We start from the raw sequence: 15,668 nt of genomic DNA, 5'->3' as shown, positions 1-15,668 counted from the left end.
TTAGCCCGGTAAACTTGAGACTCGCAATATTAAGAACTGTGAGATTGTGGTGATGTTCACCCCTACAGCAATGCGATCATGAAGATCGCCTGAGCTCAAATTCTGAGCAAACTACAGGAATCGAGATGATGACAAGCCAAAAGATGTCCAAAACGCTGCTGGCGATTATGCTGGGTACTGCGATGATGAGCGGTTCTGCACTGGCAGAAACAACGATGGATAAAACGCAATCCGCGGCAGACAGCGCCGGGCAAAAAGTCGACAGCTCCATGAACAAAGTCGGCAACTTTATGGACGACAGCAGCATCACGGCTAAAGTGAAAGCGGCGCTGGTCGATCATGATTCGATTAAAAGCACCGACATCTCGGTGAAAACCGACGACAAAGTGGTCACGCTGAGCGGCTTCGTTGAAAGCCAAGCTCAGGCGGAGCAAGCGGTTAGCGTCGCGAAAGGCGTAGAGGGTGTTTCCTCCGTCAGCGACAAACTACACGTGCGTGACAGCGCAAAAGAAGGTATGCAGGGTTATGCGGGTGATACCGCAACAACCAGTGAAATCAAAGCCAAACTTCTGGCTGACGACATCGTTCCGTCCCGTAAAGTGAAAGTAGAAACCACCGACGGTGTGGTGCAGCTTTCCGGTACGGTCGACTCCCAGGCGCAAAGTGAACGTGCCGAGAGCATCACCAAAGCGGTTGATGGCGTTAAAAGTGTGAAGAACGACCTTAAAGTTAAATAAATCTGTTTAAGACATTCTTCCCCGGCAAATAGTCGGGGAAACGAGTCTGTCGTTTTGAGTGCCTGAGCGTTCATCAAAGCGGTCGACATTCACTATGGTAAAGGAGAATCGTATGTTTCGTTGGGGCATTATATTTCTGGTTATCGCGTTAATCGCCGCCGCTCTGGGTTTTGGTGGTTTAGCCGGTACGGCAGCGGGCGCAGCAAAAATTGTCTTTATCGTCGGTATCATTCTGTTCCTGGTCAGTCTGTTCATGGGACGCCGACGTCCATAGCGACGTTGACTGAAGACGTTAAGTTTTCGTAACAAAAGCCAGTCTTCGGACTGGCTTTATCAGTTTAAGAGAATCCTTATCTGCGTTATGGTGATGTGACAAAACAATCAAAAACGGGAAAGCAGTGTGGGACAGCGAATTCCGGTAACGCTAGGCAATATTGCGCCACTTTCGGTCAAACCCTTTCGTCCAGGACAGCTCGCGCTGGTTTGTGAGGGCGGCGGGCAGCGTGGCATTTTTACCGCCGGGGTGCTGGACGAGTTCATGCGCGCGCGATTCAACCCGTTTGATCTGTTCTTAGGCACCTCCGCTGGCGCGCAAAATCTTTCCGCTTATGTGTGTAACCAGCCGGGTTACGCCCGCAAAGTGATCACCCGTTACACCACTTCCCGCGAATTTTTCGATCCGATGCGCTTCGTGCGCGGCGGTAATCTTATCGATCTTGACTGGCTGGTCGATGCGACGGCGAGCAAAATGCCGCTGGCGATGGACGTCGCTGCGCGTCAGTTCGATAGCGGAAAATCGTTCCTGATGTGCGCCTCCCGAGCCGATGACTACTCGCCTGGCTACTTTTCACCGACGCGTGAAACGTGGATGGATCAGATCCGTGCCTCCAGTGCCATTCCGGGTTTTTATCGTCCAGGCGTGACGCTTGACGGCATCAATTGGCTGGACGGCGGCGTGAGTGATGCCATTCCGGTGCAGGAAGCGGTGAAGCGTGGCGGAAAAACCATTGTGGTTATCCGCACCGTCCCATCGCAGATGTATTACACCCCGCAGTGGTTCAAACGAATGGAGCGCTGGTTGGGCGAAAGTAGCCTGCAGCCGTTTGTGAATCTGGTCCAGCATCATGAGCAGACCTATCACGCCATTCAGCAGTACATTGAAACGCCGCCGGGAAAAGTACGGATCCTCGAGATTTTCCCGCCTAAGCCACTGAAAAGCATGGCGCTCGGCAGCCGACTGCCTGCGCTGATGGAAGACTATAACGTCGGCCGCCAGTGTGGACGCTATTTCCTGGCGACGATGGGCAAAATGCTGGCCGAACAGCCGCCGATATCCCGTTTCCGTCCACGCATAGCCACGCCTGCGCCGCTGGTAGTTCCGCCCGCGGCAGCCGCCAACGACCTTCACAGCGCGACGCTGGTCGATGCGCCGCAGGCCAACGATGCCAATTTTGATAACGAGGGGCTGGCGTGAGTTTCCGCTTTATCGATACCCACTGTCATTTCGATTTCCCGCCGTTCGTGGACGACATCGAGCACAGCCTGATGCTCGCAGCCCAGGCGGGCGTGACCAACATTGTTATCCCGGCGACGGAAGCCTCGCGCTTTGAGCGGGTGTTGTCATTGGCGACGGAGCACACGCCGCTGTATGCCGCGTTGGGCCTGCATCCGATAGTGATTGAAAAGCATAATGACGAGAGCCTGATGCAGCTTGAGACGCTGCTCGCCCAAAAGCCGCCAAAACTGGTGGCGGTGGGGGAGATTGGGCTCGATTTGTATCGCGACGATCCGCAGTTCGACAAACAGCAGGCGCTGCTTGATGAGCAGTTGAAACTCGCCAAACGCTACGATCTGCCGGTGATCCTCCACTCACGCCGTACCCATGACAAACTGGCGATGCACCTCAAGCGGCACAATTTACCCTGTACCGGCGTGGTGCACGGTTTTGCCGGAAGCCTGCAACAGGCGCAGCGATTTATTCAGCTTGGCTATAAGATTGGCGTCGGTGGCACCATCACTTATCCGCGTGCGAACAAAACCCGCGAAGCGATCGCGCAACTTCCTCTTTCTGCTTTGGTTCTGGAAACCGATGCACCCGATATGCCGCTGAACGGCTTTCAGGGGCAGGCCAATCGCCCTGAGCGGGCCGCGCGTGTGTTCGAATCGCTGTGCGAACTGCGTTCCGAATCCCCCGTTGAAATTGCCCATTCCTTGGCTGATAACACAGAAAAATTATTCCCCGCCTTATTATTTACGTCGCGTTGAGTGACGTAGATCTCATTATTTGGTTTTGCATTCACATTATTGCCAGAAATGTGTGACGCGGACTCACAGAATAGTTCCGGATCGTTATAATCGGCGCGATTGCTGAGTTTTTTCTCATTTTTAAACCTTTCACTTTCAATACACAGGGACTCTGTATGCAAATCCTCATGGGATTGATTGGCATGGTGGTGCTGCTCGCCATCGCCGTACTGCTCTCCAGTAACCGTCGTGCTATTAACCTGCGTACCGTGCTCGGCGCGTGGATGATTCAGATAGCCATAGGGGCGTTGATCCTTTATGTCCCTGCCGGTCGTAAAGTATTGCTGGCGATGTCCGAAGGCGTGGCCAATGTTATCGCCTACGGCAACGAGGGTATTGGCTTCCTGTTCGGTGGCCTGGTATCCGATAAAATGTTCGAAGTCTTCGGTGGGGGCGGCTTTGTTTTCGCCCTGCGCGTGCTGCCGGTTATCGTCTTCTTCTCGTCGCTGATCGCCGTGCTTTATTACCTCGGCATCATGCAGTTCGTGATCCGTATTCTGGGCGGTGGTCTGCGCGCACTGCTGAAAACCTCCCGTACCGAATCGCTGTCAGCCACCGCGAACATTTTCGTTGGGCAAACCGAAGCGCCGCTGGTAGTGCGTCCGTATATTGCGACCATGACCCGCTCTGAGCTGTTCGCGGTAATGTGTGGCGGTCTGGCCTCGGTGGCCGGTTCTGTTCTCGCGGGCTACGCGCAGATGGGTGTGCCGCTGGAATACCTGATTGCCGCGTCGTTCATGGCAGCACCGGGCGGTCTGCTGTTCGCCAAAATCATGTTGCCAGAAACCGAAACGCCGAACGATTCGCCGGATCTTGAAGCGCAAATGCCGGACATCGACAGACCGTCTAACGTGCTTGACGCCGCCGCATCAGGTGCCGCGTCCGGTATGCAGCTGGCGTTAAACGTCGGCGCAATGTTGTTGGCTTTCGTGGCGCTGATTGCGCTGCTGAATGGCATTCTCTCCGGGATTGGTGGCTGGTTTGACTATCCGCAGCTGTCGATGCAGCTGATCCTCGGTTGGATATTCTCCCCGCTGGCATGGGTGATTGGCGTGCCATGGAGCGAGGCGAACGTGGCCGGATCGTTCATTGGGCAGAAGCTCATCATTAACGAATTCGTGGCTTACATGAACTTCGGCGAATATCTGAAGGATGACGCGGTCGTTGCCGCGGCGGGCCTGCAGGTGATTTCCGACCACACCAAAGCCATCATCTCCTTCGCGCTGTGCGGCTTTGCCAACCTGTCGTCGATTGCGATCCTGATTGGCGGTCTCGGCAGCATGGCGCCAAGCCGTCGCCATGATATCGCCCAGCTTGGTCTGAAAGCCGTCGTGGCGGGTACGCTCTCGAACCTGATGAGTGCCACCATCGCCGGGGTGTTCCTTTCGCTCTAGCTTATAAGTAAAGCGCCGGGAGAATAATGTGCTGTATTCCCCGGTCCTGCAGCGCCTGCGCCAGTGGCTCAATGTCCCCGGCGCGGGCGCTACGCCAGGTTTTCGCCTCGCCGTACACCCCGTGCGCATGAAAGGCATTCAGCCGCACCGGCACCTCTCCCAACGAACGAATAAATTCACTCAATGGCTCAATACACGGCAGATAATCCGTTCTGTCCGGAATGACCAGCAGACGCAATTCCGCCAGTAAATGCTGTTCCGCCAGCCAGCTAATGCTCGCTTTAATACGCGTGTTGCTGCGTTCGGTCAGCGCCTGATGGGTGTTTTCATCCCACGCTTTTAAATCCACCATCACACCGTCACAAACGGGACGTAACTTTTCCCACCCGCTTATTCCCAGTTCGCCATTGCTGTCGAGCAGGCAGGTAAGGTGTTTCAGCGCGGGGGAATTTTTGAGCTGCGTAAACAGCTCAATGATAAACGGCAGTTGGGTGGTTGCTTCGCCGCCGCTGACGGTGATCCCTTCGATAAACGGCGCCGCGCGCGAGATGTGTTTGAGCATGTCGTCTACCGACAGCGTTTGTGCCATCGGCGTGGCCTGCTGTGGGCAACTTTTCAGGCAGGTATCGCACTGCTGGCAGTTTGCTTCCTGCCAGACAACGCGCCCGTCCTGAATCGACAGCGCCTGATGCGGGCAGGGTGCCACGCACTCTCCGCAGTCGTTGCAGCGCCCGATAGTCCACGGGTTGTGGCAGCTTTTACAGTGCAAATTACAGCCCTGTAAAAACAGCGTCAGACGGCTGCCGGGGCCGTCGACACAGGAGAAAGGAATGATGTTACTGACTAAAGCGCATCTGCTGCTCATGGCTGATGACTCTCGGCTGTCGTTCCAGAATGCGGGTGTTGCGGGCGGCTTCTTCACCGAGCCATGTGGTGTTGGTGCGTGAACCTTCCTTGCGGAATTTCTCCAGGTCGGAGAGACGCACCATATACCCGGTGACGCGCACCAGGTCATTGCCGCTCACGTTGGCGGAAAACTCACGCATCCCGGCGTTAAAGGCCCCGAGACACAGTTGCATCACCGCCTGAGGGTTACGTTTGATGGTTTCATCGAGGGTCAAAATGTCGCTGATCCCGGCGTGATAAAACGCATGATGCGGGGCCACGGTTAGCAGATGGCTTACCGGGTCTGGTTCGCTACCGTAAGGAATACGCGCGCCCGGCGTGGTGCCGCTGTCGGAACTGATTCCCGACTGCGCATGGAGCAACGCGCGCTGCTGCCAGCCGTATTTCACCGGCGACGTTTCGACAAATTCTGCCAATTGCGCGCTGATGCGCCAGGCCAGCTGATTAGCCGCATCATCCTGGCCGTAGCGCGCCGGGCTGCCTGCTTTTTCACACAGCACGTTCACGGCTTCGGCGAGGGCATAAATACCGAACATCGGCGTAAAGCGCTGTGGGTCAATCAACCCTTCTGCGACCAGGAAGCTATTCTCAAAGAAGCGCGATTGTTGGTAGAGGAACGCGCAGCGGGCATCAATGATGTCGATTTGCTGTTGGCAGTAGTAGGGCAAAACGCGGCTGAGGAAGTCGGTTTCTGACTCACTTCGCAGCGCAATTTCTTTTAGGTTGAGACGCACCAGCGTGCTGCCTCCGCCAGCCAGCGGCAGCGAGTTGTAACAACTGACCACGCCGTAACGGCCTTTTGTGAAAATTTTATCATTCACTGGGCCGTTAGAAATATGCGGTTTACTGCACTCGCAAATGTTTTTGCTCACTTCCAGCAGTAAATCATCCGGGGTGATTTCGGGATCGTAGATAAACGTCAGATTCGGCGCGACCTGCTTCAATTCAGCATCGGCGCGTAAAATGGCACGCGTGACGGGGGTATCTTCCGGGCCGATATTCACATGGGTAAACGCATCCGGCAGGGTTCTGTCGAGATAACGCCAGAAACGTTTTATTCGAATATCGATTTCGTCTTGTGTTAGAATTTTAACATAAGGTGAAAGGATCGTATCCAGATGCCCCAGGTAAACCGGCATCGACGTTACCGAAGGCACGTGGTGATAGAGAATCGTGAGCAGCGACAGTGCGTCGTCCAAATCCTTCGCGCCTTCAAGCTCCAGCCACTCTGAACCGTTGGCGAGGAAGCGGGCGTAGTCAGGCAGAACGTAACGTGGTTTGTACGGAGCGTGGCCCTCAAACATGTCGCAGATTACGCCGTCATCCAGCGCCGTCCGGGCTTCAGTTGATAGCTCTGGGTAAGGTAAAGCGTTTTCTGCTTCGAGTGCCAGGAAGTGACGTTTTTGCTCGGGGCTCAACGTATTGCTGGTCACAATGTTCTGGCAGCGTTGCTCAAAAGAGTCAGACATAGAAGTTCCTCAGACGCGATGGCGATGAGGGCATTGTAGAGAAAAGCGTCGGCGGGGCTTTTGATCCATATCCCTCGCTGTCGCTTAAAAGAGTGATAAATATCTCATTACAGTAATGCAAATTTGTATCTGTGTTTCATTAACTGTGATGGGGATCGAAGTGAAACGCTGGGTCGGTGTTAAAATAGTCACAGACCCGCAAGGTAAAATTACACACCGGAGAGAATATGACCGATTTAACTGCAAGCAGCCTGCGCGCGTTAAAACTGATGGACCTGACCACCCTGAACGATGATGATACCGACGCGAAAGTTATCGCCCTGTGCCATCAGGCGAAAACCCCGGTGGGCAATACCGCGGCCATCTGCATTTACCCGCGCTTTATCCCTATTGCGCGTAAAACCCTGAACGCGCAGGGCACGCCTGACGTGCGTATCGCGACTGTCACCAACTTCCCACACGGTAACGACGACATCGACATCGCGCTGGCAGAAACCCGCGCAGCCATCGCTTACGGCGCGGACGAAGTTGACGTGGTGTTCCCGTACCGTGCGCTGATCGCCGGTAACGAGCAGGTGGGCTTTGACCTGGTGAAAGCCTGTAAAGATGCCTGTGCGGCAGCGAACATTCTGCTGAAAGTGATCATCGAAACCGGTGAGCTGAAAGAAGAAGCACTGATCCGTAAAGCGTCTGAAATCGCCATCAAAGCCGGTGCCGATTTCATCAAAACCTCTACCGGTAAAGTGCCGGTCAACGCGACCCCAGAAAGCGCGCGCATCATGATGGAAGTGATTCGTGATATGGGCGTGGAAAAAACCGTTGGCTTCAAACCTGCGGGCGGCGTACGTACTGCAGAAGACGCGCAGACCTTCCTGGCGATCGCTGATGACCTGTTCGGTGCCGACTGGGCCGATGCGCGTCATTACCGCTTTGGTGCATCCAGCCTGCTCGCGAGCCTGCTGAAAGCACTGGGTCATGGCGACGGTAAGAGCGCCAGCGCTTATTAAGTCAAACATTGCCGGATGACGCTTTGTTTATCCGGCCTACTGGATCGTAGGGCGGGTAAGCCTCGCGCCACCCGCCACCATTCACCCAATTCCTCATGGGGGTTACCGTGTTTCTCGCACAAGAAATTATTCGTAAAAAACGCGATGGTCACACGCTGAGTGACGAAGAGATCCGTTTCTTCATCAATGGCATCCGTGATAACACCGTGTCGGAAGGGCAGATTGCCGCCCTGGCGATGACCATTTTCTTCCACGACATGTCCATGCCGGAGCGCGTCTCGCTGACCATGGCGATGCGGGATTCCGGAACCGTACTTGACTGGAAAAGCCTGAATTTAAACGGGCCGATTGTGGATAAGCATTCCACCGGCGGCGTGGGCGATGTGACGTCATTGATGCTTGGCCCGATGGTAGCGGCCTGTGGCGGCTACGTGCCGATGATTTCCGGGCGCGGCCTGGGGCATACCGGCGGCACACTCGACAAACTGGAAGCGATCCCGGGGTTTGATATCTTCCCGGACGACAACCGTTTCCGCGAGATTATTAAAGACGTTGGCGTGGCGATCATCGGGCAGACCAGCTCTCTCGCGCCAGCGGATAAACGTTTTTATGCGACCCGCGACATCACCGCGACAGTAGATTCCATTCCGCTTATCACCGCGTCCATTCTGGCAAAAAAACTGGCCGAAGGGCTGGATGCGCTGGTGATGGATGTCAAAGTCGGTAGCGGCGCATTTATGCCAACGTACGAACTTTCTGAGTCGCTGGCTGAAGCCATCGTTGGCGTGTCCAACGGGGCTGGCGTGCGCACCACCGCACTGCTGACCGACATGAACCAGGTGCTAGCCTCCAGCGCAGGCAATGCGGTTGAAGTGCGTGAAGCCGTGCAGTTCCTCACCGGCGAATACCGCAATCCGCGTCTGTTCGAGGTGACCATGGCGCTGTGCGTGGAAATGCTGATTTCTGGTCGTCTGGCGAAAGACGAAGCCGAAGCCCGCGCTAAACTGCAGGCGGTACTGGATAACGGTAAAGCGGCGGAAATCTTTGGTCGCATGGTGGCCGCGCAGAAAGGCCCAACCGATTTCGTCGAAAACTACGCGAAATACCTGCCGACGGCGATGCTCAGCCAGGCGGTTTACGCTGACACCGAAGGTTTCGTGTCCGCGATGGACACCCGCGCGCTGGGAATGGCGGTCGTTTCAATGGGCGGCGGTCGTCGTCAGGCCTCTGACGCACTCGATTACAGCGTCGGTTTTACCGACATGACGCGCCTGGGCGACAGCATTGACGGTCAGCGTCCGCTGGCGGTTATCCACGCTAAAGATGAAGCAAGCTGGCAGGAAGCGGCAAAAGCCGTGAAAGCGGCAATTAAACTGGACGATAGCGCGCCGAAAGAAACCCCAACGGTCTATCGTCGAATCACACAATAGCGGTATACTGATCTGATCGCTTTTTTGCAGCGCAAAACGTACGGAGAAGATATGAAACGTGCATTTATTATGGTGCTGGACTCCTTTGGTATCGGCGCCACTGAAGACGCAGAGCGTTTCGGCGATGTCGGGGCCGACACAATGGGCCATATCGCAGAGGCCTGTGCAAACGGTGAAGCAGACAAAGGCCGTAAAGGCCCGCTGACTCTGCCAAACCTGACCCGTCTGGGTCTGGTGAAAGCTCACGAAGGCTCGACGGGCAAGGTTGCCGCGGGCATGGACGGCAACGCTGAAGTCACTGGCGCATACGGCTGGGCTCACGAACTTTCTTCCGGGAAAGACACGCCGTCAGGTCACTGGGAAATTGCCGGTGTGCCTGTGCTGTTTGACTGGGGCTATTTCCCGGAACACAACAACAGCTTCCCGCAGGAGCTGCTCGACAAACTGGTGAAACGCGCGAATCTGCCGGGTTACCTCGGTAACTGCCACTCTTCCGGGACCGTGATTCTGGACGAGCTGGGCGAAGAGCATATGAAAACCGGCAAACCGATTTTCTATACCTCCGCTGACTCTGTGTTCCAGATTGCCTGCCACGAAGAAACCTACGGTCTCGATAAGTTGTATGAGCTGTGTGAAATCGCACGCGAAGAACTGACCGAAGGCGGCTACAACATTGGCCGCGTGATTGCGCGTCCGTTCGTTGGTGATAAAGCAGGTCACTTCGAGCGTACCGGTAACCGTCACGATCTCGCCGTTGAACCGCCAGCGCCTACCGTGCTGCAAAAACTGGTCGATGAGAAAGACGGCCATGTGGTTTCCGTCGGTAAAATCGCGGATATCTACGCCAACTGCGGCATCACCAAAAAAGTGAAAGCCACCGGTCTGGACGCGCTGTTTGATGCCACCATCAAAGAGATGAAAGTCGCAGGCGACAACACGATTGTCTTCACTAACTTCGTCGATTTCGACTCCTCATGGGGTCACCGTCGCGATGTGGCGGGTTATGCTGCGGGTCTGGAACTGTTCGACCGCCGTCTGCCTGAGCTACTGGAGTTGCTGGGTGAAGATGACATCATCATTCTCACCGCTGACCACGGCTGCGACCCGACCTGGACCGGTACGGACCACACCCGTGAACACATTCCGGTGCTGGTGTATGGCCCGAAAGTGAAAGCAGGTTCTCTGGGCCATCGCGAAACCTTCGCGGATATCGGCCAGACACTGGCGACGTACTTCGGTACTTCGGCAATGGACTACGGCAAAAATATGCTGTGATGGGATTGCCCGGCGGCGCGAGGCTTGCCGGGCCTACGGTTAGGTTAACCGGGTGCGCAACCCGGTGAATTAAACATAAAAAGGAAATAATGATGGCCACTCCACACATTAACGCAGAAATGGGTGATTTCGCAGACGTCGTACTGATGCCTGGCGATCCGCTGCGTGCGAAGCACATTGCTGAAACCTTCCTTGAAGATGTCCGCGAAGTGAACAACGTACGCGGCATGTTGGGTTTCACCGGGACCTATAAAGGCCGTAAAATTTCCGTCATGGGTCACGGCATGGGTATCCCGTCCTGCTCCATCTACACCAAAGAGCTGATCACCGATTTCGGCGTGAAGAAAATCATCCGCGTGGGTTCCTGTGGCGCTGTGCGCATGGACGTTAAACTGCGTGACGTGGTTATCGGCATGGGTGCCTGCACCGATTCCAAAGTAAACCGCATGCGTTTCAAAGATCACGATTTCGCGGCGATTGCTGACTTCGGCATGGTGCGTAACGCCGTTGATGCAGCGAAAGCGCTGGGCGTTGATGCGCGCGTCGGTAACATCTTCTCAGCTGACCTGTTCTATTCCCCGGACGGCGGCGAAATGTTCGACGTAATGGAAAAATACGGCATCCTGGGCGTGGAAATGGAAGCGGCCGGTATCTACGGCGTTGCGGCTGAGTTTGGTGCGAAAGCGCTGACTATCTGCACCGTGTCTGACCATATCCGTACTCACGAGCAGACCACCGCCGCTGAGCGTCAGACCACGTTTAACGACATGATCAAAATCGCGCTGGAATCCGTACTGCTGGGCGATAAAGAGTAAACCTCGTTGTGCCGGGTGGCGGCGACGCCTGACCCGGCCTACGCGTTTGTCGGTCCGCTAAGCGTAGCGCCAGCGGACATTTTCATTATCTCACCGCTTTCGCTATCCACTCCGACAATTCCCGCAGCTCTTTTTCCTGTTCGGGGAAATCCACTAACAGCGCGTCACATTCCTGTTGCAGATTCTCTGCCCGATACAGGCTGCCTTGTAAGCGTGCCGCAAGGGCTTCGAGTGGGGCAGGGTTCAGGCTGTCGGTAAAGACCTGCGTGCGGGTGATATGGCCTTTCTCTACGTCAAAATGCAGCTCGACGCCGCCCCAGGTAAAGCGCTCATCCAGCAGATGCGAGAACGACGGTGCCTGGCCGAAATTCCATTCCCAACTGCTTTGACGGGCAAAGGTTTCCGCGAAGTTAGGCAAATCCGGCGTTTTATCCGGGGAAATCACCTCGGCTTCAACCTGCTCGCCGTAGTGATTGAAGAATGCCTCGGTTACCGCAGCGCAAATTTGCTGATGCGTAATACCAGGCAGCAATTCAGTCAGGTTTGCCACCCGGCCGCGTACGGAAGTGATGCCTTTCGCCTGCAGCTTTTTCTTATCCGGATTCAGGTAATTTGCCAGACGGCTAAGGTCGGCATTCAGCAGCAACGTGCCGTGATGAAAACCGCGATCCATCGTTTCGCGATAGGCAGAGCCTGAGACTTTGCGATCGCCGTCCTGAGTTTTGACGACTAAATCGTTACGTCCGGAGGCTTCAGCTTCCACGCCCAATGAATTCAGGGCATCCAGGACGATATGGGTCGAGATGGTTTTATCGTATTCCGGCTTGCCTGCCATAAAGGTAAAGCAGGTATTACCGAGGTCGTGAAACACCGCGCCGCCGCCGCTACTGCGACGCGCAAGGCGCACGTTGTCCTCTTCCATGCGCCGCGTATTGCACTCTTTCCACGGGTTTTGCGCCCGGCCAATGACCACGGTATCCGCGTTGCGCCACAGGAACAGTACGCGTTGGGTGGCGGGCATCTGGCGGAAAATACACTCTTCCACCGCCAGATTGAACCACGGATCGTATGAATCAGAGATGAGCAAACGCAGCGTAGACATGGCAGATTTCCTTTCTTTAATGATTCACATAATCTATCACTTATCATTCTTTTCGCCTTCATCCTCTTCCGGCACAGACTTGCTGGCCGTCAGCAGGAACGGGGATTGCTGCCAGCGGGTGCGTTTGCCTTGCAGCAGCGTACGGGTCAACACCACGCCGATCGCCAGCGATAGTAGCAGCATCAGGCGTAATATGTTGGTGGTGTTATCCACCTGCTTAGCTTCCGTCGCCAGCGTATGGGTGTCTAGCGTCAGCCGCAGGTAACCGAGCGGTTCATTCTTCCCTTGAATGGGTTCGACGAGTTGCTGGTTGAAATACCCCCCAGCTTTTTTACCGTCGAGCGCCAGTCTGTCTCGAACGTTCACGCTTTCTCCGGCGTGAGAGATCAAATCGCCTTGTTCGTCATAGACACTGGCATCCAGAAGACGACTGCTGGTGGTCAGCTGCGTCAGCAACTGATTGATTTTCTTCTCATCAGGCGTCTCTGAACGCATGAGTGGCGCCAGGTTCAGCGTGACCTGATGGGCGAGTGTGCGGGCCAGTTCTTCCATCTGAGGATTACGCTGCCGCTGGTGGCTTTGACTAAACCACGACGCCCCTTGCATCAGGGCAACCAGCAGAGCGAGACAGATAAGGACGATCACGGCGCGATGCAGCCGAAATTTCAGTTTTGCGCGAACCATATTCCACCTTTGAAAATTTGCAGCTTAATGTTGCCAGAAGCGCTGGATACAAGGTAGCCTCATGCGTTATTTTCCTGCTCAAATCTCGATTACTGGAGCTGTAATGCCGAACAGTCTGACCTGGTGCGACCTGCCTGACGATGTCTCCTTCTGGCCTGGGCTGCCGCTGTCTTTAAGCGGTGATGAAGTCATGCCGCTGGATTACCATGCCGGACGTAGCGGCTGGCTGCTGTATGGCCGTCGTCTCGATAAGCAGCGCCTGACCGATTATCAGCACAAGCTGGGTGCGGCGATGGTGATTGTTGCCGCATGGTGTGTTGAAGATTATCAGGTCATTCGCCTGGCGGGTTCATTGACGCCGCGGGCGACGCGCCTGGCGCATGACGACGGGCTGGACGTGGCGCCGCTGGGGAAAATCCCGCATCTGCGCACCCCGGGTCTGCTGGTGATGGACATGGATTCCACGGCAATCCAGATCGAATGCATTGATGAAATTGCCAAGCTGGCGGGCACCGGTGAGCTGGTCTCTGAAGTGACCGAGCGTGCCATGCGCGGTGAGCTGGATTTCACCGCCAGTCTTCGCCAGCGCGTCGCCACGCTGAAAGGCGCCGATGCGAACATTCTGCGCCAGGTTCGCGACACACTTCCGCTGATGCCGGGTCTGACCCAACTGGTGCTGAAGCTGGAAACGCTGGGCTGGAAAGTGGCGATTGCCTCCGGCGGTTTTACCTTCTTTGCTGATTATCTGAAGGACAAACTGCGTCTGACGGCGGCGGTGGCCAATGAGCTGGAAATTCGTGACGGTGTGCTGACCGGTAATGTTACCGGCGACATCGTGGATGCGAAGTATAAAGCCAACACTCTCAACAGTCTGGCCGAAACGTATGAAATCCCGACGGCGCAGACCGTGGCAATTGGCGACGGTGCCAACGACCTGCCGATGATCAAAGCGGCGGGGTTGGGCATCGCCTATCATGCCAAACCGAAAGTTAACGAGCAGACGGAAATCACTATCCGTCACGCTGACCTGATGGGCGTGTTCTGCATTCTCTCCGGCAGCATGAATCAAAAGTAAGAGGTTATTGTGGCGAAAGCACCTAAACGCGCGTTTGTCTGTAACGAGTGTGGCGCGGATTATCCGCGTTGGCAGGGACAGTGCAGCGCCTGTCATGCCTGGAACACCATTACCGAGATGCGCATTGCCGCTTCGCCCACCGTGGCACGCAATGAGCGTCTGAGTGGATACGCGGGGGCGTCCGGCGTATCGAAAGTGCAGAAGCTGTCCGAAATCAGCCTTGAAGAGCTGCCGCGTTTTTCCACCGGTTTTAAAGAGTTCGACCGCGTTCTCGGCGGCGGCGTGGTGCCCGGCAGTGCAATCCTGATAGGCGGTAACCCTGGCGCGGGTAAATCCACGCTGTTGCTGCAAACGCTGTGCCTGCTCAGTGAAAACATGAAAACCCTGTACGTGACCGGTGAAGAGTCCTTACAGCAGGTTGCCATGCGTGCGCACCGCCTCGGTTTACCAGCGTCGAACCTCAATATGCTGTCGGAAACCAGCATTGAGCAGATTTGCCAGATTGCTGAAGAAGAAAAGCCGAAGCTGATGGTTATCGACTCCATCCAGGTGATGCACATGGCGGACGTTCAGTCGTCGCCGGGCAGCGTGGCGCAGGTTCGTGAGAGTGCGGCCTATTTAACACGCTTTGCCAAAACCCGCGGCGTGGCGATCATCATGGTCGGCCATGTCACGAAAGATGGCTCGCTGGCCGGTCCAAAAGTGCTGGAGCACTGCATCGACTGTTCCGTACTGCTGGACGGCGATGCCGATTCCCGTTTCCGCACGCTGCGCAGCCATAAAAACCGCTTCGGCGCGGTGAACGAACTCGGCGTGTTCGCCATGACCGAGCAAGGGCTGCGCGAAGTCAGCAACCCGTCGGCCATTTTCTTGAGCCGTGGAGATGAAGTGACGTCCGGCAGCTCGGTGATGGTGGTCTGGGAAGGCACGCGCCCGCTGCTGGTAGAAATTCAGGCGCTGGTCGATCAGTCAATGATGGGCAACCCGCGCCGTGTCGCGGTCGGTCTGGAGCAGAACCGACTTTCGATTCTGCTGGCGGTGCTGCATCGCCACGGCGGCTTGCAGATGTTCGATCAGGACGTGTTCGTCAATGTGGTCGGGGGCGTTAAAGTCACCGAAACCAGTGCCGACCTGGCGCTGCTGATGGCGATGGTCTCCAGCCTGCGCGACAGACCGCTGCCGCAGGATTTGGTGGTATTTGGCGAAGTTGGGCTTTCGGGTGAGATTCGCCCGGTGCCGAGCGGCCAGGAGCGTATCTCCGAGGCAGCCAAACACGGCTTCCGTCGGGCGATTGTGCCCGCCGCCAACGTGCCGAAAAAAGTACCGGAAGGGATGAAGGTCTTTGGTGTGAAGAAGCTTTCCGATGCGCTAAACGTCTTTGACGACTTATAATAAAATCCCCGTCGTCTTTCCGGCGGCAGGTGTGTGGGCTACGTTTGCTTGCCGCCTTCCTGCCACCCGAAATCCAAA

The 15,668-nt window shown here is 55.8% G+C and carries 15 protein-coding genes; 11 read left to right on the top strand and 4 right to left on the bottom strand.

Going from position 1 to position 15,668, the window contains the following annotated elements; all coding sequences use genetic code 11:
- Nucleotides 1-125 precede the first annotated feature (125 nt).
- The 5 genes from osmY to A8O29_RS19655 all read left to right on the top strand — a co-directional run bounded on the left by osmY (nt 126) and on the right by A8O29_RS19655 (nt 4,435).
- Complete coding sequence (gene osmY / locus A8O29_RS19675) at nt 126-737, top strand: molecular chaperone OsmY (RefSeq protein ID WP_110510676.1); 612 nt, start codon at nt 126-128, stop codon at nt 735-737.
- 112 nt (nt 738-849) lie between these two features.
- A complete protein-coding gene (locus A8O29_RS19670) occupies nt 850-1,011 on the top strand; it encodes a DUF1328 domain-containing protein (RefSeq protein ID WP_007373037.1) in 162 nt (53 codons plus the stop codon).
- Between the two features lie 126 nt (nt 1,012-1,137).
- The gene (locus A8O29_RS19665) at nt 1,138-2,211 is read left to right on the top strand and encodes a patatin-like phospholipase family protein (RefSeq protein ID WP_125354038.1); all 1,074 of its coding nucleotides are present in this window, start codon (nt 1,138-1,140) and stop codon (nt 2,209-2,211) included.
- Complete coding sequence (locus A8O29_RS19660; protein ID WP_125354037.1) at nt 2,208-3,002, top strand: TatD family hydrolase; 795 nt, start codon at nt 2,208-2,210, stop codon at nt 3,000-3,002. Before A8O29_RS19665 ends, A8O29_RS19660 begins: the two co-directional genes overlap by 4 nt.
- 155 nt (nt 3,003-3,157) lie before the next feature.
- Entirely contained in the window at nt 3,158-4,435 is a 1,278-nt protein-coding gene (locus tag A8O29_RS19655) for a NupC/NupG family nucleoside CNT transporter (protein WP_125354036.1), read from the top strand.
- Nucleotide 4,436: 1 nt separating this feature from the next.
- Here A8O29_RS19655 and A8O29_RS19650 read toward each other — a convergent pair whose 3' ends face one another.
- Together A8O29_RS19650 and A8O29_RS19645 are read right to left on the bottom strand one after the other, a co-directional pair.
- A complete protein-coding gene (locus A8O29_RS19650) occupies nt 4,437-5,300 on the bottom strand; it encodes a YjjW family glycine radical enzyme activase (protein WP_174081400.1) in 864 nt (287 codons plus the stop codon).
- A complete protein-coding gene (locus tag A8O29_RS19645) occupies nt 5,272-6,810 on the bottom strand; it encodes a YjjI family glycine radical enzyme (protein ID WP_125354035.1) in 1,539 nt (512 codons plus the stop codon). Before A8O29_RS19645 ends, A8O29_RS19650 begins: the two co-directional genes overlap by 29 nt.
- Before the next feature lie 227 nt (nt 6,811-7,037).
- On the opposite strand from A8O29_RS19645, the gene deoC reads away from it, so the two are divergent.
- The 4 genes from deoC to deoD all read left to right on the top strand — a co-directional run bounded on the left by deoC (nt 7,038) and on the right by deoD (nt 11,337).
- Nucleotides 7,038-7,817 carry a deoxyribose-phosphate aldolase gene (gene deoC, locus A8O29_RS19640; RefSeq protein ID WP_125354034.1) on the top strand — a complete coding sequence of 260 codons (780 nt, stop codon included), beginning with the start codon at nt 7,038-7,040 and terminating at the stop codon, nt 7,815-7,817.
- A gap of 107 nt (nt 7,818-7,924) precedes the next feature.
- On the top strand, nt 7,925-9,247 hold the full coding sequence (gene deoA / locus A8O29_RS19635; RefSeq protein WP_125354033.1) for a thymidine phosphorylase: 1,323 nt from the start codon (nt 7,925-7,927) through the stop codon (nt 9,245-9,247).
- A 51-nt stretch (nt 9,248-9,298) separates the two neighbouring features.
- Complete coding sequence (deoB, locus tag A8O29_RS19630) at nt 9,299-10,522, top strand: phosphopentomutase (protein ID WP_125354032.1); 1,224 nt, start codon at nt 9,299-9,301, stop codon at nt 10,520-10,522.
- 92 nt (nt 10,523-10,614) lie between these two features.
- Nucleotides 10,615-11,337 carry a purine-nucleoside phosphorylase gene (gene deoD, locus A8O29_RS19625; RefSeq protein ID WP_095280675.1) on the top strand — a complete coding sequence of 241 codons (723 nt, stop codon included), beginning with the start codon at nt 10,615-10,617 and terminating at the stop codon, nt 11,335-11,337.
- An 85-nt stretch (nt 11,338-11,422) separates the two neighbouring features.
- On the opposite strand, the gene lplA is transcribed toward deoD, so the two are convergent.
- Both lplA and A8O29_RS19615 read right to left on the bottom strand, forming a co-directional pair.
- Nucleotides 11,423-12,439 carry a lipoate--protein ligase gene (lplA, locus tag A8O29_RS19620; RefSeq protein ID WP_125354031.1) on the bottom strand — a complete coding sequence of 339 codons (1,017 nt, stop codon included), beginning with the start codon at nt 12,437-12,439 and terminating at the stop codon, nt 11,423-11,425.
- Nucleotides 12,440-12,475: 36 nt separating this feature from the next.
- Nucleotides 12,476-13,123, bottom strand: coding sequence for a YtjB family periplasmic protein (locus tag A8O29_RS19615; RefSeq protein WP_125354030.1), 648 nt, complete (start codon nt 13,121-13,123; stop codon nt 12,476-12,478).
- A gap of 103 nt (nt 13,124-13,226) precedes the next feature.
- On the opposite strand from A8O29_RS19615, the gene serB reads away from it, so the two are divergent.
- Both serB and radA read left to right on the top strand, forming a co-directional pair.
- Complete coding sequence (serB, locus tag A8O29_RS19610; RefSeq protein ID WP_125354029.1) at nt 13,227-14,198, top strand: phosphoserine phosphatase; 972 nt, start codon at nt 13,227-13,229, stop codon at nt 14,196-14,198.
- Nucleotides 14,199-14,207: 9 nt separating this feature from the next.
- On the top strand, nt 14,208-15,590 hold the full coding sequence (gene radA / locus A8O29_RS19605; RefSeq protein WP_110510686.1) for a DNA repair protein RadA: 1,383 nt from the start codon (nt 14,208-14,210) through the stop codon (nt 15,588-15,590).
- The last annotated feature ends 78 nt before the right edge of the window (nt 15,591-15,668 follow it).

This window comes from Scandinavium goeteborgense, assembly GCF_003935895.2.
Taxonomy (GTDB): Bacteria; Pseudomonadota; Gammaproteobacteria; order Enterobacterales; family Enterobacteriaceae; genus Scandinavium; species Scandinavium goeteborgense.
The sequence above is the reverse complement of the archived record's forward strand: the minus strand, read 5'-3'. Positions and strand labels throughout refer to the sequence as shown.

Coding starts and splice junctions, on each gene's coding strand:
- A8O29_RS19650 (WP_174081400.1), bottom strand. CDS start 5,300: ATGAGCAGCAGATGCGCTTTAGTCAGTAACATCATTCCTTTCTCCTGT.
- lplA (WP_125354031.1), bottom strand. CDS start 12,439: ATGTCTACGCTGCGTTTGCTCATCTCTGATTCATACGATCCGTGGTTC.
- osmY (WP_110510676.1), top strand. CDS start 126: ATGATGACAAGCCAAAAGATGTCCAAAACGCTGCTGGCGATTATGCTG.
- deoD (WP_095280675.1), top strand. CDS start 10,615: ATGGCCACTCCACACATTAACGCAGAAATGGGTGATTTCGCAGACGTC.
- A8O29_RS19655 (WP_125354036.1), top strand. CDS start 3,158: ATGCAAATCCTCATGGGATTGATTGGCATGGTGGTGCTGCTCGCCATC.
- deoB (WP_125354032.1), top strand. CDS start 9,299: ATGAAACGTGCATTTATTATGGTGCTGGACTCCTTTGGTATCGGCGCC.
- serB (WP_125354029.1), top strand. CDS start 13,227: ATGCCGAACAGTCTGACCTGGTGCGACCTGCCTGACGATGTCTCCTTC.
- A8O29_RS19615 (WP_125354030.1), bottom strand. CDS start 13,123: ATGGTTCGCGCAAAACTGAAATTTCGGCTGCATCGCGCCGTGATCGTC.
- A8O29_RS19645 (WP_125354035.1), bottom strand. CDS start 6,810: ATGTCTGACTCTTTTGAGCAACGCTGCCAGAACATTGTGACCAGCAAT.
- deoC (WP_125354034.1), top strand. CDS start 7,038: ATGACCGATTTAACTGCAAGCAGCCTGCGCGCGTTAAAACTGATGGAC.
- A8O29_RS19670 (WP_007373037.1), top strand. CDS start 850: ATGTTTCGTTGGGGCATTATATTTCTGGTTATCGCGTTAATCGCCGCC.